This is a genomic window from Pseudomonas sp. MSSRFD41 (assembly GCF_014230245.1).
Classification (GTDB): domain Bacteria; phylum Pseudomonadota; class Gammaproteobacteria; order Pseudomonadales; family Pseudomonadaceae; genus Aquipseudomonas; species Aquipseudomonas piscis.
The window spans coordinates 157,850-180,813 of sequence record NZ_JACKZK010000013.1; the positions used below are offsets into that span (position 1 = coordinate 157,850).

Genomic DNA, 22,964 nt, shown 5'->3' on the forward strand with positions numbered 1-22,964 from the left:
GTTTTACACTCCCTGTCTCGTTTTTATTCGCTGGAGACCCAGGATGATCAAGTCGCGCGCTGCCGTAGCCTTCGAGGCCAAGAAACCCCTCGAGATCGTTGAAGTCGATGTCGCCATGCCCAAGGCTGGCGAGGTGTTGTTGCGGGTGGTGGCGTCCGGTGTCTGCCACACCGACGCCTACACCCTGTCGGGTGCCGACCCGGAAGGCATCTTCCCGTCGATTCTCGGCCATGAAGGTGGCGCAGTAGTGGAAGCGGTGGGCGAGGGCGTGACCTCGGTGGCCGTGGGTGACCACGTGATCCCGCTCTACACCCCGGAATGCGGCAAGTGCAAATTCTGCCTGTCGGGCAAGACCAACCTGTGCCAGGCCATCCGCGCCACCCAGGGCAAGGGCCTGATGCCGGACGGCACCACTCGTTTCTCCTACAAGGGCCAGCAGCTGTTCCACTACATGGGCACCTCGACCTTCTCCGAGTACACCGTGTTGCCGGAAATCTCCGTGGCCAAGATCCAGAAAGAAGCGCCGTTGGAGAAGGTCTGCCTGCTGGGCTGCGGCGTGACCACCGGTATTGGCGCGGTGCTCAACACCGCCAAGGTCAAGCCGGGTGACACCGTGGCGATCTTCGGCCTGGGCGGCATTGGCCTGTCGGCGGTGATCGGCGCGGTCAAGGCCAAGGCTTCGCGCATCATCGCCATCGATATCAATCCGGCCAAGTTCGAGATCGCCCGCCAACTGGGGGCCACCGACTGCATCAACCCCAAAGACTACGATCGGCCGATCCAGGAAGTGATCGTCGATCTCACCGATGGCGGTGTGGACTTCTCCTTCGAGTGCATCGGCAACGTGCAACTGATGCGCGCCGCGCTGGAGTGCTGCCACAAGGGCTGGGGCGAGTCGGTGATCATCGGCGTGGCCGGCGCCGGCCAGGAGATCGCCACTCGTCCGTTCCAGCTGGTGACCGGCCGTGTCTGGCGCGGTTCGGCCTTCGGCGGCGTGCGTGGCCGTAGCGAACTGCCGAGCTATGTGGAGATGTCCGAGAAGGGCGAGATCCCGCTGGACACTTTCATCACCCACACCATGGGCCTGGAGGACATCAACAAGGCCTTCGACCTGATGCACGAAGGCAAGAGCATTCGTTCGGTCATCCACTTCTAAGAGCGGCGTCAAGCTGCAAGCCATGAGCCGCAAGAGGGGTCGCTACCTGCTTGCAGCTTGACGCTTGTAGCTTGTGGCTGGAGGTCTGCCATGAGTCTGGAAAACCTTTCCTGCCAGAAAAGCTTCGGCGGCTGGCATAAACGCTACAAGCATCATTCCCAGGTACTGGGCTGCGACATGGTGTTCGCCGTCTACCTGCCGCCCCAGGCTGAGCAGGGCGGCAAGCTGCCAGTGCTGTACTGGCTGTCCGGCCTGACTTGCACCGACGAGAACTTCATGCACAAGGCCGGTGCCCAGCGCATGGCGGCCGAGCTGGGGCTGATCATCATCGCGCCGGACACCAGCCCTCGCGGTGCCGGGGTGCCTGGCGATCCGGACGGGGCCTGGGACTTTGGCCTTGGCGCCGGGTTCTATCTCAACGCGACCCAGGCGCCATGGGCCCAGCACTATCGGATGCACGATTATGTGGTCCATGAGTTGCCGGCGCTGGTGGAGGCGCATTTCCCGGCTTCCGACAAGCGTGGTGTCAGCGGCCATTCCATGGGCGGGCATGGGGCCCTGGTTTGTGCCTTGCGCAATCCCGGGCGCTACCGTTCGGTGTCGGCGTTCGCGCCCATCAGCAACCCCATGGATTGCCCCTGGGGGCAGAAGGCGTTTTCCCGTTACCTGGGGGAAGAGCGCGCTCGTTGGCGTGAATGGGATGCCAGTGTCCTGATCGCCGAGGCCAGCGAAAAACTGCCATTGCTGGTGGATCAGGGCGACCGTGATGACTTCCTCGCCACCCAGCTTAAGCCTGAGGCCCTGCAACTGGCGGCCAAGCAGGCCGGCCATGAGCTGACGCTGCGCCTGCAGCCGGGCTACGACCATAGCTACTTCTTCATCTCCAGCTTCATCGATGACCACCTGCGCCATCATGCGCAGGCGCTGAATGGCTAGATCGCACAAACCTTGGAGCTTGTCCGTGGGGGCGCTCGCACCGGCCCTAATGGCCAGCAAAGCAGGTAGAATCACGCCCTGACTTTTTCGGGGCGTTTTTTTATGCGTATTGGCCACGGCTACGATGTGCACCGTTTCGCTGAGGGCGACTTCATCACCTTGGGTGGTGTGCGTATCGCCCACCACTCCGGGCTGCTGGCCCATTCCGATGGCGACGTGCTGCTGCATGCGCTCAGTGACGCCTTGCTGGGCGCTGCCGCGCTGGGCGATATCGGCAAGCACTTTCCTGACACCGACCCTCAGTTCAAGGGGGCCGACAGCCGTGTCTTGCTGCGGCATGTTGTCGCGCTGATCCAGGCCAAGGGCTGGAAGGTCGGCAATGTCGACAACACCATCGTCGCCCAGGCGCCGAAGATGGCGCCCCATATAGAAAGCATGCGGGCCTTGATTGCCGCCGACCTGCAGGTCGAGCTCGATCAGGTGAACGTCAAGGCCACCACCACCGAGAAGCTTGGTTTCACCGGGCGCGAGGAAGGTATTGCGGTGCATTCCGTAGCCTTGTTACTGCGCGCATGAACGAACTGCAACTGTTGGGCCCACGGGCCTATGGCGAGGCCCTGGGAAGCGCGGTGCTCAAGGCCACGGCCGAGGATTTCCAGGTCGATGAGGTCCTGGATATTCCCCTCAGCGGCGATGGCGAGCATTTATGGCTGTGGGTGGAAAAGCGTGGCCTGAATACCGAAGAAGCTGCCCGGCGGATCGCCAAGGCCGCCGGGGTCCCGCTGCGTACGGTGAGCTATGCCGGACTCAAGGACCGCCAGGCCCTGACTCGCCAATGGTTCAGCGTGCAACTGCCGGGCAAGGCCGATCCAGACCTGGCGGCAGCCGAAAACCACACCCTGAAGATCCTCAAGGCCAGCCGCCACAGGCGCAAGCTGCAACGCGGCGCCCATGCAGCCAATGGCTTCACCTTGCGCTTGACCGAGCTGCGGGCGGATCACGCGGCGATCGACGCACGCCTGCAACTGATCGCGCGGCAAGGCATTCCCAATTACTTCGGTGCCCAACGTTTTGGCCATGACGGCGGTAACCTGGTGGATGCCCGGGACTGGGCGGCACGCCAGGCGCTGCCGGAACAGCGCAACGTACGTTCGCGGCTGCTGTCCGCGGCCCGTAGCTACCTGTTCAACCAGGCCCTGGGCGCGCGGGTGGCCGACGGCAGCTGGCAGCAGGCCCAGGTGGGCGATCTGCTGGCCTTCACCGACAGCCGCAGCTTCTTCATGGCTGGAGCGGAGGAGTGCGACGATCCGCGCCTGGCCATTCTCGACTTGCATCCCACCGGGCCCTTATGGGGTAAAGGCGACTCGCCCGCCTCAGGCGCCACCCAGATCCTGGAGCAGGGCGTCGCCGTCCGCGAACCGGTGCTGTGCGATTGGCTGGTAAAAGCCGGCATGGAGCACGAACGACGCATCCTGCGGCTGCCCATTGGCGGTTTGACGTGGCATTATCCCGTGCCTGACATTCTGCAATTGGAATTCGTCCTGCCGGCCGGATGTTTCGCCACCGCATTGGTGCGCGAACTCGTCGATCTGGTGCCGGTGGGGCAGACGGACAGCCCATGCGTATTCTGATTTCTAACGATGATGGGGTAACCGCACCCGGTATCGCCGCGCTGCATGCTGCGCTGGCCGATCATGCCGAGTGCGTGGTTATCGCACCGGATCAAGACAAAAGCGGCGCCAGCAGCTCGCTGACGCTCGACCGTCCGTTGCATCCGCATACTCTCGGCAACGGCTATATAAGTATCAACGGCACGCCGACCGATTGTGTGCATCTGGGGCTCAATGGCCTTTTGGAGGATGAACCGGACATGGTGGTCTCGGGCATCAACCTGGGGGCCAACCTTGGGGATGACGTGCTGTATTCCGGGACTGTCGCGGCCGCCCTGGAAGGGCGTTTCCTGCAGCGCCCTGCGATTGCCTTTTCGCTGGTCTCGCGGCAAGTGGAGAACCTCGCCACCGCAGCCCATTTCGCGCGTAGGCTGGTCGAGGCGCAAGGCTTGCTGAATCTACCACCACGGACGGTGTTGAACGTGAATATTCCCAACCTGCCGCTCGATCGTGTCCGCGGTATCCAACTGACCCGCCTGGGCCATCGCGCCCGTGCCGCGGCTCCCATGAAGGTGGTGGACCCACGGGGCAAGGCCGGCTACTGGATCGCTGCTGCCGGGGACGCCGAGGATGGCGGTCCTGGCACCGATTTCCATGCAGTCATGCAGGGCTACGTATCCGTGACTCCGCTGCAGTTGGATCGCACCTTCAATGATGCGTTCAGGAGCCTGGACGGGTGGCTGGAGGGGCTGCGCTGATGGCCCGTGAGCAAGACGATCTGCTGCGCCGGGGAATCGGCATGACCTCCCAGCGCACCCGCGAACGCCTGATCCAGCGGCTCTACGATGAAGGCTTGTCCAACCCCCAGGTGTTGGAAGTCATCCGGCGTACGCCACGGCATCTGTTTGTCGATGAAGCACTGGCCCATCGGGCCTATGAGGACACGGCACTGCCCATTGGCCATAACCAGACCATTTCCCAGCCTTATATGGTGGCCCGCATGAGCGAGCTGCTGCTGGAGGCTGGCCCCCTGGACAAGGTGCTGGAGATCGGCACCGGCTCCGGCTACCAGACCGCGGTGCTGTCGCAGTTGGTGGAGCGGGTGTTCTCGGTGGAGCGGATCAAGGTCCTGCAAGATCGGGCCAAGGAGCGCCTGCAGGAGTTGAACCTGCGTAATGTGGTGTTTCGTTGGGGCGATGGCTGGGAGGGCTGGCCGGCGTTGGCACCTTACAACGGCATCATCGTGACCGCCGTGGCCACCGATATTCCCCAGGCGCTGCTCGACCAGCTGGCACCGGGTGGGCGCATGGTGATTCCGGTTGGCGCCGGTGAAGTACAACAGCTGATGTTGATCATCCGCGAAGAACATGGCTTTGCCCGGCATGTCCTGGGAGCGGTGCGGTTTGTACCCCTGCTCAATGGCCCCCTGGCCTGAGCATTTCTGCGAACTGGATGAATTCTGCTCGTCGGGCTGTGTCTTAGTGGCGTGTCGATCGTCAACGTATCGGGCGACGCCCCGTGATAAACCCCGGCCGTCCCCTGCGCCGCGCCGGCGGTAAGGCACCGGCGTGCGGTTATACTTGCGTCATTTCATGCCTGAGCCAGGCAATCTATATCGTCAACCATCAGAAAGGGAGCGGCGGGTGAGTCTCACGGTCATTGCGCAGCGTATGGGTACAACAAGCTTTCAGCGACTGATGATTGGCCTTGTCTTGAGTTCCTTGTTGGTTGGTTGCTCCAGCACCAGGTCCAGCAGCGTCGGAGTGGTTGATCGCAATAGCAATGCGGCACCGCAGCGCCCGACCGTGACCACCGGCCAATACGAAGTGCGTCGCGGGGATACGCTGTTCTCCATCGCCTTCCGTTATGGCTGGGATTACAAGGCGTTGGCCGCCCGCAACAATATCAGCGAGCCCTATACCATCCACCCGGGGCAAACCATTCGTTTCGATGGCCGCACCGGTACCGCGCCGGCCAGTGTGGTAACCAGTACCCAGTCCTCCGGTGCTTCTTCCTCGAGCAAAACCACGGTCATTCGTCGCCCAGCGACCACCACCACATCTGCGGCAACAGGTGCCGCGACCAGCCCGGCGAACAAGCCGAGCCCAGCTCCGACGCCGGTTCCAGCCACTCCGGCAGGTCCTGCGCCGACCGGTTGGGGCTGGCCTTCCAACGGTGTTCTCATTGGAAAATTTTCTTCAAACGGTAGTTTGAATAAAGGCATTGATATCGCCGGGGATTTGGGACAGCCTGTTTTAGCTGCGTCTGATGGGACGGTGGTTTACGCCGGGAGTGGCTTAAGGGGCTACGGCGAATTAGTCATCATCAAACACAGCGAAACCTACGTCAGCGCTTATGGTCACAACCGTAAGCTTCTGGTTCGGGAGGGGCAGCAGGTCAAAGTCGGACAGACAATTGCCGAGATGGGATCAACTGGTACAGACCGGGTGAAACTGCACTTTGAGATTCGCCGACAAGGTAAACCTGTAGATCCGCTGCAATTCCTGCCACGTCGTTGATCCGTTACCAACCTGTTCCACTCGCTCACGTAGAGGGAACAGGTTCCAGTGTTGCCAGGGATATAGGCGACGCTCGAGCCTGAGGTCGAACTCACCAAAGGACTATAACAATGGCTCTCAGTAAAGAAGTGCCGGAGTTTGACATCGACGATGAAGTTCTCCTGATGGAGAGCGGAATCGATATGGATTCGATGTCGAATAATGAGGGGGCAACTCCACCTTCCGTTCGCACCAAATCCAAAAGCTCCGCTGCGATCAAGCAACACAAATATATTGACTACACCCGCGCGCTCGATGCGACGCAGTTGTACCTCAATGAAATCGGTTTTTCTCCATTGCTCTCTCCCGAAGAGGAAGTGCACTTTGCGCGTCTATCGCAAAGTGGCGACCCGGCTGGGCGTAAACGCATGATTGAAAGCAACTTGCGGCTGGTGGTGAAAATCGCCCGGCGCTATGTCAATCGTGGGTTATCGCTGCTGGACCTGATCGAAGAGGGCAACCTCGGCTTGATCCGAGCGGTGGAGAAATTCGACCCCGAACGCGGTTTCCGTTTCTCGACCTACGCTACCTGGTGGATTCGCCAGACCATCGAGCGTGCGATCATGAATCAGACCCGGACCATCCGGTTGCCGATCCATGTGGTCAAGGAACTCAACGTCTACTTGCGCGCCGCCCGCGAGCTGACGCAGAAACTCGATCATGAACCCTCTCCCGAGGAAATCGCCAACCTGCTCGAGAAGCCGGTGGCGGAAGTCAAACGCATGCTCGGCCTGAACGAGCGCGTTTCTTCGGTGGACGTCTCGCTGGGCCCGGATTCGGACAAGACCCTGCTGGACACCCTGACCGACGAGCGTCCGACGGATCCTTGTGAACTGTTGCAGGACGACGACCTTTCGCAAAGCATCGATCAATGGCTTTCCGAGCTGACCGAAAAACAGCGTGAAGTGGTCGTACGCCGGTTTGGCCTGCGAGGGCACGAGAGCAGCACCCTGGAAGACGTTGGCCTGGAAATTGGCCTGACCCGTGAGCGGGTGCGGCAGATCCAGGTTGAGGGCCTCAAGCGCCTGCGGGAGATCCTCGAGAAGAACGGTTTGTCCAGTGAGTCGCTGTTTCAGTAGCTTCTGAACCGGCTGACAAGAAGCCCCGACTGGTTCGGGGCTTTTTCATGGGCGGTATGAAAGCGTGTTGCCAGACGCTAGGGGGAAGAAACGGAAGTGTTCTTAATCGCCATGTAAGCCAAAGATTACTTTTTCGTAATCTATTGGTTTTTTGTCACTTCTGAGTTGTCTAGATAAGCTTGAGGTGTTTTTTATCTTGTTGATTTAAAAAGATTTTTTATTTCGTGTTGAACTGCTTTGACAGGATTTCCCGCTGATAGTGCGATTGCCGTTATCTGGGAAGTCTCTAATATCAACCCTGTGTCGACGGATAGACACAGCCATCAAGGATGATGGTCAGGACATCGCAAGAAGCGATTCATCAGGATGATGACAAGGAACACAGGGACTAGGGAAAAAATGTGGGCGGGTCATACCGCCCCTTTTTTTTGCCTGTCAAAAAGCACAGTCGCCAATCCCTGGCCCCAGAAACGCAAAAGGCCCGCAAGGGGCCTTTTCAAGGAACGCAGAAAATATCAGCGTTCGAGATCCTTGATCTTGCCTTTGACGCCATCCCACTTTTCGGCATCGGGCAACGAATCTTTCTTTTCAGTGATGTTCGGCCAGATCTCTGCCAGCTCGACGTTCAGCTGAATGAATTCTTGCATCTCGTCCGGGACTTCATCCTCGGAGAAAATGGCTACAGCGGGGCATTCAGGCTCGCACAGCGCGCAATCGATGCACTCATCCGGGTGAATTACCAGGAAGTTCGGCCCTTCGTAAAAGCAGTCCACCGGGCAGACTTCTACGCAGTCGGTGTACTTGCACTTGATGCAGTTGTCGGTGACGACGAAGGTCATTTCTAATTTTCTCCTCAGGCGGCGGCAGCGGAGCCCCTACAGGATTGGGGTCGCCAGGTTTGGGAGCGATAGTCTGTGAACCAGGCTAATAGTCCACAGCATCCCAAACCGCGCGAGATTCTAACAGCTTGAAGTCGTTCGCGTTAGATGCGTGTCTTCAATGTGTAAAGCATTTCCAGTGCCCGACGAGGAGTCATGTCGTCCAGTTCCAGCTTGGCTAGTTCATCCAATACAGGATGCGGAAGGCTGGCGAATAGGTCGCTCTGCTGTGGAACCGAGGTTTTTCCCGGTGCCGGTTTTGCTGGTTCATGGGGCAGGCTGGTGGTTTCCAGGCGGCTCAAATGTTCCCGTGCGCGGACGATCACATCGCTCGGAACCCCGGCCAGCTGGGCTACGGCCAGGCCATAGCTCTGGCTGGCAGGTCCGGGCAGGACGTGGTGCAGGAAGACGATCCGTTCATTGTGCTCGGTGGCATTGAGGTGCACGTTGGCCACCAGCGGTTCGCTTTCCGGCAGCACCGTCAGTTCGAAGTAGTGGGTGGCGAACAGGGTATAGGCCCGCAGGTGGGCGAGACGTTCTGCCGCAGCCCAGGCCAGGGAAAGACCGTCGAAAGTGCTGGTACCACGCCCCACTTCGTCCATCAGGACCAGGCTGCGCTCGGTGGCGTTGTGCAGGATATTCGCGGTTTCGCTCATTTCCACCATGAAGGTCGAGCGCCCGCCGGCCAGGTCGTCGCTGGAGCCGATCCGGGTGAAGATCCGGTCCACCAGGGACAATTCGCAGCTGGCCGCCGGCACGAAGCTGCCGATATGGGCCAGCAGCACGATCAGCGCGGTTTGCCGCATGTAGGTGGACTTACCTCCCATGTTCGGACCGGTGATCACCAGCATCCGCGTGCTGTCGTCCAGGCTAAGATCGTTGGCCACGAACGGCGTGGTCAGCACCTGCTCCACCACTGGGTGACGGCCCTGGGTGATGCGCATGCACGGTTCGCTGACGAAGCGTGGGCAATTGAGGTCCAGGTTCAGGGCGCGTTCGGCCAGGTTGCTCAGCACGTCCAGTTCGGCCAGGGCTCCGGCGGTGTCCTGCAGGGGAGGCAAGTGGCTGATCAGGGTTTCCAGCAGGGCGTCGTAGAGCATCTTCTCGCGCGCCAGGGCGCGGCTCTTGGCCGACAGCGCCTTGTCTTCGAAAGCCTTGAGCTCGGGCGTGATGAAGCGCTCGGCCCCCTTGAGGGTCTGGCGCCGGATGTAATCCGCCGGTGCTTGTTCGGCCTGCTTGCTCGGCAGTTCGATGAAGTAGCCATGGATGCGGTTGTAGCCGACCTTGAGGTTGGACAGGCCGGTCCGGGCTTTTTCCCGCGCTTCCAGGTCGATCAGGAACTGACCGGCGTTCTCGCTCAGCGATTGCAACTCGTCCAGTTCGGCGTCGTAGCCGGTCTTGAGCACACCGCCATCGCGGATGACCGCTGGCGGGTTGTCGATGATGGCTTTCTCCAGCAGCGCCGCCAGTTCCGGATAGGTAGCGGTGGTGATCGCCAGCTGCTTGAGGTGGGGCGCTTCCAGCTCGGTCATCGCCACTTGCAGTTCAGGCAGTGCCGCCAGGGCGTCCCGCAGGCGCGCCAGGTCCCGTGGCCGGGCGTTGCGCAAGCCGATTCGCGCGAGGATCCGCTCGATATCGCCGATTTCCTTCAACTGCGGTTGCAGGCGTTCGAAGCGGTAGCCGTCGAGCAGGCAGGTAATGGAAGACTGGCGTGCTTCCAGGACCTTCAGGTCACGCAACGGCCGGTTCAGCCAGCGGGTCAGCAAGCGGCTGCCCATGGCGGTCTGGCAGCGATCGACCACCGATTGCAGGGTATTGTCGCGACCGCCCGCCAGGTTGGTGTCCAGTTCCAGGTTGCGGCGACTGGCACCGTCCAGCACCACGGTATCGTCCAGGCGTTCGTGGCGCAGGCTGCGCAAATGGGGCAGGGCGGTGCGCTGGGTTTCCTTGGCATAGCTGAGCAGGCAGCCCGCGGCGCCGATGGCCAGGGTCAGGGTTTCGCAGCCGAAACCCTTGAGGTCCTGGGTGGAGAACTGTTGGCACAGGCTCTTGTGCGCCGAATCGCGCTCGAAGTCCCAGGGCGCCCGGCGTCTTACGCCACGGCGTTTTTCCGCTGGCAGTCCCTGCGGCCAATCATCCGGGATCAGCAACTCAACCGGATTGATACGCTCCAGCTCGGCCAGCAGGTTCTCCCAGCCCTTGATCTCCAGGACGCTGAAATTGCCGCTGGTGATATCCAGCACCGCCAGGCCGAACAGACGCTCGTCGCCCAGTACCGCACCGATCAGGTTGTCCCGGCGCTCGTCCAGCAACGCTTCGTCACTGACCGTACCGGGCGTGATGATCCGCACCACCTGGCGTTCCACCGGGCCCTTGCTGGTGGCCGGGTCGCCCACTTGCTCGCAGATCACCACCGACTCGCCCAGCTTGACCAGCTTGGCCAGGTAGCCCTCGGCGGCATGGTAGGGAATGCCGCACATGGGAATCGCCTGGCCTGCCGACTGGCCACGTGCAGTGAGGGTGATGTCCAGCAGCTTGGCGGCCTTCTTCGCGTCCTCATAGAAGATCTCGTAGAAGTCGCCCATGCGATAGAACATCAGCTGGTCGGGGTGTTGGTTCTTGAGCCGCCAGTACTGCTGCATCATCGGCGTGTGAGAAGACAGATCGGAGGTATTTTTACTCATTGATATATATAGACGGATTCGTTGAATGGCTGATGCAAAGGGGCGCACGGGCCCGGCTTCTGGCTGATGGGCGCAAGGTTACCACGGGTGCCGGCGGCCTCGCAGGCGCCAGGGACAAGCCCGGGCGGCGGAAGAAATGCATTGAATATGCGAAACAGCATTTGTCATCCCGATAAAGTTCGAGCAATATGCGCTTTATGCAAATACGCAACGTTTCTACCGTCTTAAGAGAGCTGCTGGATCGCGATGGAATCTCCCCCACGGAGCTTCACCGTCGCACCGGCGTGCCTCAATCCACTCTCTCGCGGATTCTCAGCGGGAAGATCGTCGATCCTTCGGACAAGCATATTTCCAAGATCGCCGAGTACTTCCAGGTGAGCACCGACCAACTGCGCGGGCGCGTGGGTATCGCCCCGGCCCGCAGTGCTGTGCGCGACGAGATTCATTCGGAACTCAAGGACATAAGCCTGTGGGACGACGACACCCCCGTCGATGACGACGAGGTGTCGGTTCCCTTTCTGCGTGAGGTTGAATTGGCTGCTGGATCAGGAAGATTCGTCATCGAGGAGAGCGAGCGCGCCAGCCTGCGCTTCGGCAAGCGCAGCCTGCGGCACAACGGCGTGCAGTTCGACCAGGCCAAGTGCGTCACGGTGCGCGGCAACAGCATGTTGCCGGTACTGCGCGACGGCGCCACGGTCGGGGTCAATGCCGGCAAGTGCGCCATTGGCGATATCGTCGATGGCGACCTGTACGCCATCAATCACAATGGCCAGTTGCGGGTGAAGCAGTTGTACCGCCTGCCCACCGGTATCCGCCTGCGCAGCTTCAACCGCGATGAGCATCCTGACGAGGACTACAGCTTCCAGGACATCCAGGAAGAGCAGATCAGCATCCTCGGTCACGTTTTCTGGTGGGGCATGTACGCCCGCTAACCCGTCACCCTCGAACCAAGCCCGCCCCTGAGCGGGCTTTTTTTTGTCCCGCAAAACCCCTTCATCCCCAATGCCTATGCGGCTTCCATGCATGGCAGCAAAAAATGCGCATAAATAAATGCATTTACGCATTGACCTCATATGCATTAGTGCATAATATTCACCTCAAGCCGTTCGAAAACGGCTGCAACAACGCTCTTTAGTGGCACAAGCAAAAGGCAGCGATGAACCGGCCTCGACGGTTCAGAGGGTTGGCAACTGACCCGGGTGTGCAGCGTAAAGCACCAGAAGCAGTTATCCGGCGGACAGGGGTCGCGGTCGGAGGAACAATTTGAATGGGTCCGTACCGCGCCAGTAGCGCCGAAAGACCAAGGATTGCATTACTGAAAAGCCCGGGCGACCGGGCTTTTTGGAATGCCTGCCTAACGTGGGCCGCCAATGGACAGGGACCCCTTGAATCATCGTTTCGAGTTTTCATCAACCGGCCGCTTCTTTGGCCCCAATCCACACGGGAGACCTGAATGACAAACGAGCAACAAGCGTTGCTGGATATGCCGATCTGGATGGTCATCGTCCTGGCGCTGCTGGGTGGCGTGTCCGGTGAAATGTGGCGTGCCGACAAGGAGGGCGCCCGTGGCTGGGCACTGCTGCGACGCCTGGTGCTGCGTTCTGGAGCCTGTGTGATCTGTGGTGTCTCGGCGATCATGCTGCTGTATGCCGCTGGCGTTTCGATCTGGACCGCCTGCGCCTTCGGTTGCCTGACCGCCATGGCCGGCGCCGACGTCGCCATCGGCCTCTACGAGCGCTGGGCGGCCAAGCGCATCGGTGTGTGCGAGGTGCCCGAGCGTGACTCGCACTCCGATCGATCCTGAACGGCCTTTCATCAACCCCATTTGCACCTGCCGGCAAGCCCGGGCGGGGGCACCTTGCCTGTGCCTGGCCGGTGGAGCGCTGGCCGGCGCTTTTCATGCGTCTTGATCGACAGTGGTACCAGCGCGCCGGCCTACGGACCAGGGCCTCGCCGGTATCGCCGTCGGCCCGATTCCAGGACTGGATAATGAGCGAACTGACGATATTGCACGACGCTATCGCCGCCACGATCAAGGCGTCGATGCCCGCTGTCCAGGCGGTGCAGGCGTTCCCCGAGGCACCCGATGGCCTGGCCAGGCCGGCCATCGTCTTTGCCATCACCGCCATGGACCCAGACGCTGATCCGGGCGATGGCCGTAGCGGCGTGAAGGCCACGTTCGAGGCCTGCGTGCTGGTGGACGCCAACCTGCCAGGGGCAGCGTTGCAAGCGGTCGAACTGGCGGCGCAAATGGCCGACCTGCTGCATTGCCAGCACTGGAACCTCGATTTTGTCGAGGGCACCAGCAGCGTGCGGGCCAAGCCTGCCGACGCCACCAGCGAGTCGTGGCGCAAGAAGGCCTGGACCGTGCAATGGCAGCAGTTGGTGTACCTCGGCCAGGAACAGTGGCCCTGGGACAACCAGGGGCCGGGATCGCTACTGCTCGGCTTCAGCCCTGACACCGGGCCCGGCCAGGAAGACGGCTACTTCTCCCCGGAGCAACTGGCATGAGCTTTGTCGCCGCGACTCACGATCGCATGCTCGCTGGCCTGATCATTCCTTGCAGCGTGGTCGGGGTCGACCTGGCCGCCGCCATGGTGCGCGTATCCGACGGCGCTGGCTGGACCAGCGCCTGGGTGCGCTGGCACAGCCAGGCCGCCGGCAAGGCCCGGCACTGGCGGGCGCCGAGCCTGGGCGAGCAGGGGGCCTTGATCAGCCCCAGCGGCGAGCCGGCTCAGGGCACCTTTGTCCCGGGGCTGTATGGCAACGCTGGTGCCCAGCCGGACAACCGCGACCACGTCGAGGTTTGGCGCTTCGACGATGGCGGCTCGCTGGTCTACGACTGGCAGGCCAAGAGCTACAGCATCAGCCTGCCCAGCGGCACCGTGACCATCCAGGTGGCCGGCAGCTCGGCGGTGATCACCGATAGTGCGATCACGGCCAAGGCCGACACCATCAGCCTGACCGGGCAGATCACCTTGAACGGTGATGTGCAGATCAACGGCGCCAGCTTGCAGCACAACGGGGTGAACGTCGGTTCCACCCATACCCATCCGGGCGTGATGCCCGGCGGTGGCTCGACTGCCGCGCCGCAATGACCACCCGCCCGCCACCGCGGGCTTTTTTATGCCTGGAGCAACCATGAGCAGCAAGAAAAAGAACACCGGCCCGGTCGTGTTCCGCGACACAGCCTACACCTCCCGCGTCCTGGTCCTGCCCGATGGGCGGATGCTGAACGTCGCCAACGGCCAGGTCGCGGTCGAGGCCAGTGACAACCTCGCCCGGGATTACCTGGGCCAGCACCCGGATCTGCAAGCGCAGGAGTGACGCGATGATCGGAATGGATCGCCGCACCGGCCAGTCGTTGTCGGGCATCGCCCATGTGCGCCAGTCCATCGAGGACATCCTGGGCACGCCCCTGGGCAGCCGGCGCATGCGCCCGGAATACGGCAGCAACCTGCGGCGCTTCGTCGACTTGCCGGTGACCGGTGGCTGGAAAAGCGCCGTGCAGGCCGAAGTCGCCCGGGCGCTGTTGCGCTGGGAGCCGCGGCTGAAGCTGGAGCAGGTGCAGGTGGTTTCGGTGGTGGCGGGCCAGATCACCTTTCAACTGACGGGCCAATACCTGGGCAATAGTGCGATTTTGGAGGTGACGGCATGAGCACCCTGGATTTATCGGCGCTACCGGCGCCACAGGTGCTGGAAGCCCTGGATTTCGAAGCGCTGTACCAAGACAAGCTGGCGACCTTCCGCCAGCACATGGGCGGCAACTGGAGCGCCGCCCTGGAGAGCGACCCGGTGGTCAAGCTGCTGGAACTGGCGGCCTACCGCGACCTGCAACTGCGGGCTCGGGTCAACGATGCGGCCAAGGCCCTGCTGCTGGCCCACGCCCAGGGCAGCGACCTCGACCAGCTGGCGGCCAACGTCAAGCTCAAGCGCCTGGTCATCCGTCCGGCCGACCCGCAAGCGCTGCCGCCCACGCCGGAGGTCAAGGAGAGCGACGACGCCCTGCGCGAACGCATCCAGCTGGCCTACGAAGGCCTGACCACCGCCGGCCCGCGCAACAGCTACATCCTGCATGCCCGCAACGCTTCGGCCCTGGTGGCCGATGCCGCGGCCCAGAGCCCGTCGCCGGCCTGCGTCACCGTCACCGTGCTGGGGCTGGAGGGCGACGGCAGTGTCGCTCCCGAACTACTGGCGACGGTGGCCGCCGCCCTCAATGACGAGGACGTGCGGCCCCTGGGCGATCGGCTTACGGTACAGAGCGCCCAGGTGCTGCCCTATCGCATCGATGCGGTGCTGCACATGAAAGGCCCCGGGCCGGAAAGCGATGCCGCGTTGGCCGAGGCCCGACGCAGGCTGGCGGCCTGGATCAATCCGCGCCGGCGCCTCGGGCTGGAAGTGCCGCGCTCGGCCATCGATGCCCAGTTGCACGTCGCCGGTGTCTCCCGAGTCGACCTGGCCAACTGGCAGGACATCGCCCCGACCCCGGCCCAGGCAGCCTACTGCACCGGCTACAGCATTACGCTGGGAGGCTGACATGAGCAGCCTGCTGCCGATCAACGCCACCCCGCTGGAGCGCGCCCTGGCCGCCGCCAGCACCGGCGATACCGCCGTCGTCCTGCGCACCTTGTACAACCCCGACACCTGCCCGGCGCACCTGCTCTCGCAACTGGCCTGGGCCTGGTCCGTGGATCGCTGGGACCCGACCTGGTCCGAGACGGTCAAGCGCAACGCCATCAAGGCCTCGTTCTTCATCCATGCCCGCAAGGGCACCATCGGTGCACTGCGCCGGGTGGTGGAGCCTTTGGGTTACCTGATCGAGATCATCGAGTGGTTCGACACCGTGCCCAAGGGAGTGCCCGGAACCTTTGCCTTGAAGGTCGGCGTTCTCGAAACGGGGATCACCGAGGAGATGTATCGAGAGCTGGAACGCCTGATCGACGACGCCAAACCGATCACCCGGCACCTGACCGGCCTGGCGATCAGTCTGGAAATCAAGGGCGCACTGAACCTCGGCGTGGCGGTGTACAGCGGCGACGAAATCGACGTGTACCCGCCTGTTCTGCGGGACATCGTCACCACCGGCGTCCTGGGCAATACCGGCCGCGAGGACTCAACCGACAGCGTCGACGTGTACCCGCCCGCCTCGGGCGCGATTGCCCTGACTTGCTACATCGGCGCCCCTGGGCGTGAACATTCAATCGACACACTGGACACCTACCCATGATCGACCCGAACAGTCAGTTCTTCGCCATTCTTACGGCGGCCGGCGAGGCCAAGCAGGCCAACGCCGATGCCCTGGGCATCCCCTGGAAGCTAACCGAGATGGGGGTGGGGGATGCCAACGGCACCGACCCTATCCCTGACCGGGCGCAAACCCGGCTGATCAACGAACGCCGGCGCCGGCCGCTGAACAAGCTGTCGGTTGACCCGGCCAACCCGAACATCATCGTCGCCGAACAGATCATCCCGGCCGACGAGGGCGGCTGGTGGATTCGTGAGATTGGCCTGTATGACGCGGAAGGGGTCCTGGTCGCAGTGGCGAACTGCGCGCCGAGTTACAAGCCGCTGATGTCCCAGGGCTCTGGCCGGACCCAGGTCGTGCGCATGAACTTCATCGTCTCCAGCGCGGCCAGCGTGGTGCTGAAAATCGATCCGGCGGTGGTGCTGGCCACTCGGCAATATGTCGATGACTCCATTGCCGATGCGGTCAACCGGCAGGACGCCAAGGCGTCTGTGCTGGTGGCGACCACGGGGCCAATCCAATTGGCTGGCACACCGACTATTGACGGGGTCCCGGTGCCGCTCGGCTCACGGGTGCTGGTGAAGGACCAGGCTCAGGGGAAGGACAACGGAATCTACGTTACGGCAGAGATCTGGAAGCGAGCCACCGATGCAGACAGCAGCACAAAGGTTACTCCGGGTCTGCTGGTGGCTGTCGAACAGGGCACAGCCAGCGCTGACTCACTATGGTTGCTGTCGACGGATGGGCCGATTGTGCTGGGCACCACGCCGCTGGCGTTCAAGAATGTGACCCAGGGCCTGGCGCCGATTAACTCGCCGGCGTTTACCGGGGCGCCGACTGCTCCGACTGCTGCACAGTTCGACACCAGCAAAGTCGTGGCTACGACAGAGTTTGTGCAGCGAGCGCTCGGAAATTTTGCCGGGCAATTCGGGGCGTCCACCAGTCAGACGCTGACGCTCGCCCAGGCCGGCTTACTTATCAATGCCAGCGGTACGATCACCCTCACGCTTCCAGCTGTCACCGCTCAGAACATCGGCGCGACATATCAGATCAACAACGCCGGCAACGGGGTGGTGACTGTGCAGGCTGCGGCCGGACAGGCGCTTTACGGTGTGGGTAACTCAACGCCGCGGACTTTCGTCCTGGGGTCAGGGGACACGATAACGATCTCTTGTGTGGGTGCTGTTCAATGGTATGGATGGGGAGGAATCCAGATGGGCTCCTCAGCTGCATTTGCTGCGTCGCTCAATACCTCGGGGTATTCGAAACTGCCCAACGGCCTGGTTGAACAGTGGGGAATGGTCACAACGTCACCGTCTGGCGATATCGAGGTCACGTACCCGCTTGCATGGACAGCTGTGCCGTTTGGCGTTCACGTGTCACCGACGATTGGGCAGGACACCGCCCGTGCAACTTCAGCTATGACCTTGTTCAAACCAGCCACGATCCTGACAAAATTCAGTGTTGGTGCGTTCTTGAATAATGCGCGAATCAGCGAGGCCGTGTACTGGCGCGCCATTGGCAAAGTGTAAGGAGTGATCATGTATTTCAGTGTACAAACTGGTGGCTTTTACGATCCCGATATGCACGGCCCTTTTGAACCTGGCAACCCTGCCTGTGGGATTCCGAGCGATGCAGTGGAGATCTCCCGCGAACAGTGGGCCGAGCTGCTGGCCGGCAACGCCGCGGGCCAGATCATCACGGTTAAGAAAGGGCTTCCGGTACTGGCCGATCCGCCGCCACCGACGTCCGATGAACTTATGGATCAGGAGCGGCGGTGGCGAGACGGTCGATTAACCCAGACGGATAGTGTTGTAACTCGGCACCGCGATGAACAGGAAGATGGTGCAGCCACGACCCTGACCGCCGACCAGTACAGCCAGCTCCAAGCCTACCGCCGTGCTCTACGCGCCTGGCCCGAGTCCGGCGAATTTCCGCTGAGTCAACATCGACCACCGGCCCCCGAGTGGCTATCCGGCCTGCTCGCCTAAACGCCCCGCCATCCGGGGCGTTTTCATATCCGCGCCTTAGCGCACCGTCTTCTCTTCCAGCCCCGCCACCCGGGGCTTTTTCATGTCTGGAGCTTATCCATGAGTGGTTTTTTCCACGGCGTCACCGTCACCAACGTGGACACCGGCGCACGCACCATCGCGCTGCCCACGTCCTCGATCATCGGCCTGGTGGACACCTTCACCGAGGGCCCGGGCGTCAGCGCCAAGGCCAACGACCTGCTGCTGATCACCAGCGAGCGCGAAGCCATTGCCGCCTGGGGCCCGGATGCGGCGATTACCAAGGCGTGCCAGGCCATTTACCAGCGAGCCAAGGCGGTGATCGTCGCCTGTGGCGTGGCCAAGGTCGCGGACGCTGCGCAACAGACCTCGGCGATCATCGGCGGGGTCCTGGCCAGCGGCAAGCGTACTGGCTTGCAGGCGCTGCTCGATGGCAAGAGCCGTTTCAACGCCCAGCCCCGCCTGCTGGTGGCGCCCAAACACAGTGCGACCCAGGCGGTGGGCACGGCCCTGGTGGCCCTGGGCGACAAGCTGCGCGGCCTGGCCATCATCGACGGGCCCAGCACCACCGACGAAGCGGCGATGGAGTACGCCAAGAACTTCGGCGCTAAGCGCGCCTACCTGGTCGATCCTGGGGTTCAGTATTGGGATGGCCAGGCGAGCGCCACCGTCGATGCGCCGGCCTCGGCCTGGGTCGCTGGCCTGTTCGCCTGGACCGATAGCGAGTACGGCTTCTGGGCCTCGCCTTCGAACAAGGAGTTCGTCGGTATCACTGGCACAGGCCGGCCTGTTGAGTTCCTGGACGGCGACGAGACCTGCCGGGCCAACCTGCTGAACAACGCCAACATCACCACCATCATTCGTGATGCCGGCTTCCGCCTGTGGGGCAACCGCACGCTGTCCAGTGATCCGAAATGGGCCTTCGTCACCCGCGTGCGAACCATGGACATCGTCATGGACGCGATCCTCTACGGCCACAAGTGGGCGGTGGATCGGTCGATCACGGCCACCTATGTGAAGGACGTCACCGAGGGCCTGCAAGCCTTCATGCGCGACCTGAAGAACCAGGGGGCGATTATCAATTTCGAGGTCTACGCAGATCCGGAGTTGAACACCGCCAGCCAACTGGAACAGGGCAAGGTGTACTGGAACATCCGCTTTACCGACGTCCCCCCCGCCGAGAACCCGAATTTCCGGGTCGAAGTCACCAACCAATGGCTGACCGAAGTCCTCGATAAAACCGCTTAAGGAGCCGCAGCAATGGCAATGATTCCCGAAACCCTGGCGAACATGAACCTGTTCGTCGATGGCATCAGCTTTCAAGGCGACGTGCCGAGCCTGACCCTGCCCAAGCTCACCCTCAAGACCGAGGAACACCGGGTCGGCGGCATGGACCTGCCCATCGAGCTGGACATGGGCATGGAGAAGCAAGAGGCCGGCTTCACCACCACCGGTGTGCGCCGCGAATCCCTCAAGCTGTTCGGCCTGACCGACAGCAGCGCCTTCAACGGCGTGTTCCGTGGCGCCTTCAAGGGCCTCAAGGGCAAGACCACCCCGGTGATCGTGACCCTGCGCGGCCTGCTCAAGGAAGTCGACATGGGCGACTGGAAGTCCGGCGACAAGGCCGAGATCAAGCACAACGTCGCCGTGAGCTACTACAAGCTGGAAGTCGACGGGCGCCTGATCTACGAGATCGATGCCCTGGGCATGAAGCGCGTGATCAACGGTGTCGACCAGCTCGCCGCCCAACGTTCGGCCCTGGGCCTGTAAGGAGCTTCCTCGATGTCTGACGCAATCAATGGCACGCCGTCCTGGATGGTGTTGAGCCCCGAGAACGTGGTGATCAGCCTCAGCAAGGCGGTGTCGATGAACGGCGTGCAGTGCGACACGCTCACTCTGCGCGCGCCCACCGTGCGTGATATCCGCGCTGCCAACAGCGCGGCGGCCGGCGATGACGAACAGCGCGAGCTGATGCTGTTCGCCAGCCTGGCCGAGGTCGGCAGCAAGGACCTGGAGGGCCTGACCCTCAAGGACTACCAACGCCTGCAGGCCGGTTATTTTCGCCTGGTGCAAGACGACGAGCTTTGACCCGGCAGTGATGAAGGTGGCGGCGAAGCGGCTCGCTCGCGAGCTGCATTTTTGCGCTGAGGAAATCATGACCATGCGCTATTGCGAGATGGTCTGGTGGCTCACGGATTGAGCCTGTCACCACGGGGGCGGCAAATGGCGAACAACACGCTGGTATCGACAGTGATAAAGATCGGCGGCGCCCTGGACGCGACCTGGGATGCTGCCACCAAGGCGGTGGAAGGTCGGATCAAGGCGCTCGACGAGCAGGCCAGCAAGGCCCGGGGGCTGGCGACGGCCATCGGTGAAACCCAGCGCCTGCGCCGGGAACTGAACCAGGCCCGCAAACAAGGCGCGGCTTCGGCCAGCGACTTGCAGGCCAAGCTGGACAGCAGCCTGGACGGATTGCGCAAGCAGGGCATCCAGGTCCGCAAGCTGAACCAGGAGTACCAGGCCCTGGGCCGCGCGGCCCGGGGCCTTGAGCTCAGGGCCACGGGCCAGCGGCAGATCGAGCAGGGCAAGACGGACCTCAAGTCCAGCTACGAGCTGGCGAAGAAAGCCGTTGGGGTGCTGGCGGTGCCGGTCAAGATCAACGCCGACTACCAGGCGACGATCCGCGACATCGCCATCAAGGGCAATATCGCCAATACCCCGCAAGAGGCGCAGCTGGCACGCAATGTCCTCGAGGTTTCCCGGGACTCCGGGCTGGGTCGCGGCGAGGTCGCCAGCCTCATCGCCGGGATGACCGCCAATGGCACGTCGTTGGACAAGGCCCAGCAATATGCCGGGCTGGCGGCCAAGTTCGTGATTGGCCAGGGGGCCGGCGTCGGCGACACCGCGACCTTGATCCGGGCCCTGGAGACGCAGGCTGGGATCAGCGATCCCACGACCCTGGCGCGGGCCCTGGAAGCCATGGCCCTGCAAGGCCAGGCGGGCAACTTCGAAGCGGCCGACATGGCCCGCTTGCTGCCCGACCTGCTCAAAGGCGCCAAGGACATGAAGCTCACCGGCATGGATGCGGTGAGCCAGGTGGGGTCGATGCTGCAATTGCAGATGTCGACGGCCAACGGCGCCGATCAGGCGGCCGGCAACCTGAAGAGCTGGATGGGCCAGATTCGCTCACCGGCCACTGCCGCGGCGTATGCCAAGGCCGGCATCGACTATGAGGGATCGCTGCAGACCGGCCTGGAAAAAGGCATGTCGACCCTGGAGGCGAGCTTCGCCCTGGCCATGAAGTACATCCAGGTCACCGACCCGGCCAAGGCCGCACAGATGACCGCGGCCCAGGCGCAGATCAGCCAGCAAACCGACCCGCAGAAGGCCCAGGCGATGCTGGCCGCCCTGGCGCAGTCGCTGCGCGGCGCCGACCTGTTCGCCAACATGCAGGTCGATGCCGCTTTGCAGGCCTACGCCCAGGGCCAGGATGGGTACCAGAAGCTCAAGCAGGACTCGCTGACGGCCTCCGGCGTGCTGGACAAGAACCAGGCCGAGCGCCGAGGGACGTCGGCGCAGATCTGGAAGGAAGCCGATGGCGCGGTCGACAACCTGCAGCAGGCGTTCGGCCAGGCCCTGACCCCGGCCACCGACCGCTTGGGCCAGAGCCTCACCGGGCTGGCGCACGGCCTGACCGAGCTGACCCACCAGGCCGCTCCGGCGGTACTTGGGGTGACCGTCCTGGCCGGCAGCCTGCTGGCGCTGAAGAAGTTGCAAGCGGCCTACACCCTCGGCAAGGGCCTGTTCAACGTGGCCCGGGGCTCGATGATGGGCAACCCGGACTTCATCCAGAAGGTGCTGGTCACCAACCCGGGGGCACTGGGTGGCGGTGACTACGACATCGACACCGGCCGTGACCAGAAAGGTGGCAAGGGACGCAAAGGGGGCCGGGGTGGAAAAGCCAAGGGTGGCTTGGCCAATAAGACCGCCCAGAAGCTGAAGGACTTCTTTGGTTCAGGCAATGCGGGCAAGGCAGGCAAGGGCGCGTTGGTCTTGGAGGCAGGAATCTCGGCGGTTAAAAACAGCGGTAATGTGATCAAGCCGCTGATCAAGGGCGGCAGCGTTCTGTCCGTGGCCGGGGCTGTTTTTCAGACTGCAGACACCTACCAGAATGCCAAGACCCGGGACGAGAAAGCCGAAGGTTATGGCAAGGCTGCCGGAGGCCTGGCCGGTGGCGTGCTGGGTACAGCGGCAGGTGCTGTGGCCGGTGTTGCCGCCTCCGCCATGACCGGTGCCATGGTGGGCTCGGCGGTGCCGGTACTCGGGACCGTCGTTGGCGGCATCGTTGGCGCTGGGGTGGGAATCCTGGCGGCCTGGGCTGGAACCGAGGCCGGCGGCTTTCTGGGCAAGAAACTGTTCGGCGGCGATGACTCGCTCAAGTCGATGCCCGCCGCCGGCCCGCTGATGATGCGTGACGCCGGCAAGAACATCCCGCCGGTCATGGACGATCTCGCCAACTCCTTCAAGAGCGGGCAGACCCCGGCGCTGATGGGCCAGGTGGTGCGTTCCATGCCGCCGGCGCCCGGCACGTCGAGCACCCTGGCCGAACCCTTCAAGGCCCCCTTGGCGCCGGCGATCGAGCAGCAGTTCAGCTTTGCGCCGGCGATATCGGTCACGGTCCAGGGCGATGTCAAGGACCCGGCGCAACTGGCCCGGGAATTGGAGCCCTACCTGCGTTGGCAGTTCGACGAGTACAGCCGCCAGGCCTCGGCTCGCCAGCTGTCCGATGCACCTCACGTTTAAGGAGGC

At 62.7% G+C, this 22,964-nt stretch carries 24 protein-coding genes; 22 read left to right on the forward strand and 2 right to left on the reverse strand.

The genetic code is table 11. The annotated features are described in order from the left end of the window. The first annotated feature begins 43 nt into the window (after positions 1-43). From H7A76_RS19995 to rpoS, 8 genes are all read left to right on the forward strand, one after another. Positions 44-1,156, forward strand: a complete 1,113-nt coding sequence (locus tag H7A76_RS19995; RefSeq protein WP_185700085.1) for an S-(hydroxymethyl)glutathione dehydrogenase/class III alcohol dehydrogenase — start codon at positions 44-46, stop codon at positions 1,154-1,156. A 90-nt stretch (positions 1,157-1,246) separates the two neighbouring features. After that, the gene (gene fghA, locus H7A76_RS20000; RefSeq protein WP_185700086.1) at positions 1,247-2,092 is read left to right on the forward strand and encodes an S-formylglutathione hydrolase; all 846 of its coding nucleotides are present in this window, start codon (positions 1,247-1,249) and stop codon (positions 2,090-2,092) included. Positions 2,093-2,194: 102 nt separating this feature from the next. Continuing rightward, entirely contained in the window at positions 2,195-2,668 is a 474-nt protein-coding gene (gene ispF, locus H7A76_RS20005) for a 2-C-methyl-D-erythritol 2,4-cyclodiphosphate synthase (protein WP_185700087.1), read from the forward strand. Then, positions 2,665-3,723 carry a tRNA pseudouridine(13) synthase TruD gene (truD, locus tag H7A76_RS20010; RefSeq protein ID WP_185700088.1) on the forward strand — a complete coding sequence of 353 codons (1,059 nt, stop codon included), beginning with the start codon at positions 2,665-2,667 and terminating at the stop codon, positions 3,721-3,723. The genes ispF and truD overlap by 4 nt, the downstream gene beginning before the upstream one ends. Then, entirely contained in the window at positions 3,711-4,460 is a 750-nt protein-coding gene (gene surE, locus H7A76_RS20015) for a 5'/3'-nucleotidase SurE (RefSeq protein WP_185700089.1), read from the forward strand. The genes truD and surE overlap by 13 nt, the downstream gene beginning before the upstream one ends. A 41-nt stretch (positions 4,461-4,501) precedes the next feature. Beyond that, positions 4,502-5,137: a protein-L-isoaspartate(D-aspartate) O-methyltransferase gene (locus tag H7A76_RS20020; protein WP_185700119.1), complete on the forward strand. Its 636-nt coding sequence runs from the start codon at positions 4,502-4,504 to the stop codon at positions 5,135-5,137. A gap of 208 nt (positions 5,138-5,345) precedes the next feature. Next, positions 5,346-6,221 (forward strand): peptidoglycan DD-metalloendopeptidase family protein, encoded by an 876-nt coding sequence (locus H7A76_RS20025; RefSeq protein WP_185700090.1) that lies wholly within the window; start codon positions 5,346-5,348, stop codon positions 6,219-6,221. Between the two features lie 110 nt (positions 6,222-6,331). Further along, positions 6,332-7,339 carry an RNA polymerase sigma factor RpoS gene (gene rpoS, locus H7A76_RS20030; protein ID WP_031320993.1) on the forward strand — a complete coding sequence of 336 codons (1,008 nt, stop codon included), beginning with the start codon at positions 6,332-6,334 and terminating at the stop codon, positions 7,337-7,339. 515 nt (positions 7,340-7,854) lie between these two features. Here the strand turns inward: rpoS and fdxA are convergent. Both fdxA and mutS read right to left on the reverse strand, forming a co-directional pair. Beyond that, on the reverse strand, positions 7,855-8,178 hold the full coding sequence (gene fdxA, locus H7A76_RS20035) for a ferredoxin FdxA (RefSeq protein WP_185700091.1): 324 nt from the start codon (positions 8,176-8,178) through the stop codon (positions 7,855-7,857). 143 nt (positions 8,179-8,321) lie between these two features. After that, entirely contained in the window at positions 8,322-10,901 is a 2,580-nt protein-coding gene (gene mutS, locus H7A76_RS20040) for a DNA mismatch repair protein MutS (RefSeq protein WP_185700092.1), read from the reverse strand. A 188-nt stretch (positions 10,902-11,089) separates the two neighbouring features. On the opposite strand from mutS, the gene H7A76_RS20045 reads away from it, so the two are divergent. From H7A76_RS20045 to H7A76_RS20110, 14 genes are all read left to right on the forward strand, one after another. Continuing rightward, positions 11,090-11,833, forward strand: coding sequence for a helix-turn-helix transcriptional regulator (locus H7A76_RS20045; RefSeq protein ID WP_185700093.1), 744 nt, complete (start codon positions 11,090-11,092; stop codon positions 11,831-11,833). Positions 11,834-12,354: 521 nt separating this feature from the next. Continuing rightward, the gene (locus H7A76_RS20050) at positions 12,355-12,705 is read left to right on the forward strand and encodes a phage holin family protein (RefSeq protein ID WP_022642604.1); all 351 of its coding nucleotides are present in this window, start codon (positions 12,355-12,357) and stop codon (positions 12,703-12,705) included. 185 nt (positions 12,706-12,890) lie between these two features. Further along, entirely contained in the window at positions 12,891-13,412 is a 522-nt protein-coding gene (locus H7A76_RS20055; RefSeq protein ID WP_185700094.1) for a hypothetical protein, read from the forward strand. Further along, complete coding sequence (locus H7A76_RS20060; protein ID WP_185700095.1) at positions 13,409-13,999, forward strand: phage baseplate assembly protein V; 591 nt, start codon at positions 13,409-13,411, stop codon at positions 13,997-13,999. The genes H7A76_RS20055 and H7A76_RS20060 overlap by 4 nt, the downstream gene beginning before the upstream one ends. Positions 14,000-14,042: 43 nt before the next feature. After that, positions 14,043-14,228, forward strand: a complete 186-nt coding sequence (locus tag H7A76_RS20065) for a hypothetical protein (RefSeq protein ID WP_185700096.1) — start codon at positions 14,043-14,045, stop codon at positions 14,226-14,228. 4 nt (positions 14,229-14,232) lie between these two features. Further along, positions 14,233-14,559 carry a GPW/gp25 family protein gene (locus H7A76_RS20070; RefSeq protein ID WP_185700097.1) on the forward strand — a complete coding sequence of 109 codons (327 nt, stop codon included), beginning with the start codon at positions 14,233-14,235 and terminating at the stop codon, positions 14,557-14,559. Further along, positions 14,556-15,437: a baseplate J/gp47 family protein gene (locus H7A76_RS20075; RefSeq protein ID WP_185700098.1), complete on the forward strand. Its 882-nt coding sequence runs from the start codon at positions 14,556-14,558 to the stop codon at positions 15,435-15,437. The genes H7A76_RS20070 and H7A76_RS20075 overlap by 4 nt, the downstream gene beginning before the upstream one ends. 1 nt (position 15,438) lies before the next feature. Next, the gene (locus tag H7A76_RS20080; RefSeq protein ID WP_185700099.1) at positions 15,439-16,128 is read left to right on the forward strand and encodes a phage tail protein I; all 690 of its coding nucleotides are present in this window, start codon (positions 15,439-15,441) and stop codon (positions 16,126-16,128) included. Then, positions 16,125-17,678: a phage tail protein gene (locus H7A76_RS20085; protein WP_185700100.1), complete on the forward strand. Its 1,554-nt coding sequence runs from the start codon at positions 16,125-16,127 to the stop codon at positions 17,676-17,678. Before H7A76_RS20080 ends, H7A76_RS20085 begins: the two co-directional genes overlap by 4 nt. Positions 17,679-17,687: 9 nt before the next feature. Further along, positions 17,688-18,137 carry a tail fiber assembly protein gene (locus tag H7A76_RS20090; RefSeq protein WP_185700101.1) on the forward strand — a complete coding sequence of 150 codons (450 nt, stop codon included), beginning with the start codon at positions 17,688-17,690 and terminating at the stop codon, positions 18,135-18,137. Positions 18,138-18,236: 99 nt separating this feature from the next. After that, on the forward strand, positions 18,237-19,403 hold the full coding sequence (locus H7A76_RS20095; protein WP_185700102.1) for a phage tail sheath family protein: 1,167 nt from the start codon (positions 18,237-18,239) through the stop codon (positions 19,401-19,403). Positions 19,404-19,415: 12 nt separating this feature from the next. Beyond that, complete coding sequence (locus H7A76_RS20100; protein WP_022643387.1) at positions 19,416-19,925, forward strand: phage major tail tube protein; 510 nt, start codon at positions 19,416-19,418, stop codon at positions 19,923-19,925. Between the two features lie 12 nt (positions 19,926-19,937). Next, positions 19,938-20,243, forward strand: coding sequence for a phage tail assembly protein (locus H7A76_RS20105; protein ID WP_185700103.1), 306 nt, complete (start codon positions 19,938-19,940; stop codon positions 20,241-20,243). 135 nt (positions 20,244-20,378) lie between these two features. After that, positions 20,379-22,958: a phage tail tape measure protein gene (locus tag H7A76_RS20110; protein WP_185700104.1), complete on the forward strand. Its 2,580-nt coding sequence runs from the start codon at positions 20,379-20,381 to the stop codon at positions 22,956-22,958. Positions 22,959-22,964: the final 6 nt, after the last annotated feature.

What these genes read in the sequence shown, in the direction of transcription:
- H7A76_RS20050 (WP_022642604.1), top strand. Translation starts at nt 12,355, where the DNA reads ATGACAAACGAGCAACAAGCGTTGCTGGATATGCCGATCTGGATGGTC.
- H7A76_RS20110 (WP_185700104.1), top strand. Translation starts at nt 20,379, where the DNA reads ATGGCGAACAACACGCTGGTATCGACAGTGATAAAGATCGGCGGCGCC.
- H7A76_RS20105 (WP_185700103.1), top strand. Translation starts at nt 19,938, where the DNA reads ATGTCTGACGCAATCAATGGCACGCCGTCCTGGATGGTGTTGAGCCCC.
- surE (WP_185700089.1), top strand. Translation starts at nt 3,711, where the DNA reads ATGCGTATTCTGATTTCTAACGATGATGGGGTAACCGCACCCGGTATC.
- mutS (WP_185700092.1), bottom strand. Translation starts at nt 10,901, where the DNA reads ATGAGTAAAAATACCTCCGATCTGTCTTCTCACACGCCGATGATGCAG.
- H7A76_RS20080 (WP_185700099.1), top strand. Translation starts at nt 15,439, where the DNA reads ATGAGCAGCCTGCTGCCGATCAACGCCACCCCGCTGGAGCGCGCCCTG.
- H7A76_RS20075 (WP_185700098.1), top strand. Translation starts at nt 14,556, where the DNA reads ATGAGCACCCTGGATTTATCGGCGCTACCGGCGCCACAGGTGCTGGAA.
- ispF (WP_185700087.1), top strand. Translation starts at nt 2,195, where the DNA reads ATGCGTATTGGCCACGGCTACGATGTGCACCGTTTCGCTGAGGGCGAC.
- H7A76_RS19995 (WP_185700085.1), top strand. Translation starts at nt 44, where the DNA reads ATGATCAAGTCGCGCGCTGCCGTAGCCTTCGAGGCCAAGAAACCCCTC.
- H7A76_RS20090 (WP_185700101.1), top strand. Translation starts at nt 17,688, where the DNA reads ATGTATTTCAGTGTACAAACTGGTGGCTTTTACGATCCCGATATGCAC.
- H7A76_RS20095 (WP_185700102.1), top strand. Translation starts at nt 18,237, where the DNA reads ATGAGTGGTTTTTTCCACGGCGTCACCGTCACCAACGTGGACACCGGC.
- truD (WP_185700088.1), top strand. Translation starts at nt 2,665, where the DNA reads ATGAACGAACTGCAACTGTTGGGCCCACGGGCCTATGGCGAGGCCCTG.
- H7A76_RS20060 (WP_185700095.1), top strand. Translation starts at nt 13,409, where the DNA reads ATGAGCTTTGTCGCCGCGACTCACGATCGCATGCTCGCTGGCCTGATC.
- H7A76_RS20020 (WP_185700119.1), top strand. Translation starts at nt 4,502, where the DNA reads ATGACCTCCCAGCGCACCCGCGAACGCCTGATCCAGCGGCTCTACGAT.
- rpoS (WP_031320993.1), top strand. Translation starts at nt 6,332, where the DNA reads ATGGCTCTCAGTAAAGAAGTGCCGGAGTTTGACATCGACGATGAAGTT.
- H7A76_RS20065 (WP_185700096.1), top strand. Translation starts at nt 14,043, where the DNA reads ATGAGCAGCAAGAAAAAGAACACCGGCCCGGTCGTGTTCCGCGACACA.
- H7A76_RS20100 (WP_022643387.1), top strand. Translation starts at nt 19,416, where the DNA reads ATGGCAATGATTCCCGAAACCCTGGCGAACATGAACCTGTTCGTCGAT.
- H7A76_RS20045 (WP_185700093.1), top strand. Translation starts at nt 11,090, where the DNA reads ATGCGCTTTATGCAAATACGCAACGTTTCTACCGTCTTAAGAGAGCTG.
- H7A76_RS20055 (WP_185700094.1), top strand. Translation starts at nt 12,891, where the DNA reads ATGAGCGAACTGACGATATTGCACGACGCTATCGCCGCCACGATCAAG.
- H7A76_RS20070 (WP_185700097.1), top strand. Translation starts at nt 14,233, where the DNA reads ATGATCGGAATGGATCGCCGCACCGGCCAGTCGTTGTCGGGCATCGCC.
- fdxA (WP_185700091.1), bottom strand. Translation starts at nt 8,178, where the DNA reads ATGACCTTCGTCGTCACCGACAACTGCATCAAGTGCAAGTACACCGAC.
- fghA (WP_185700086.1), top strand. Translation starts at nt 1,247, where the DNA reads ATGAGTCTGGAAAACCTTTCCTGCCAGAAAAGCTTCGGCGGCTGGCAT.
- H7A76_RS20085 (WP_185700100.1), top strand. Translation starts at nt 16,125, where the DNA reads ATGATCGACCCGAACAGTCAGTTCTTCGCCATTCTTACGGCGGCCGGC.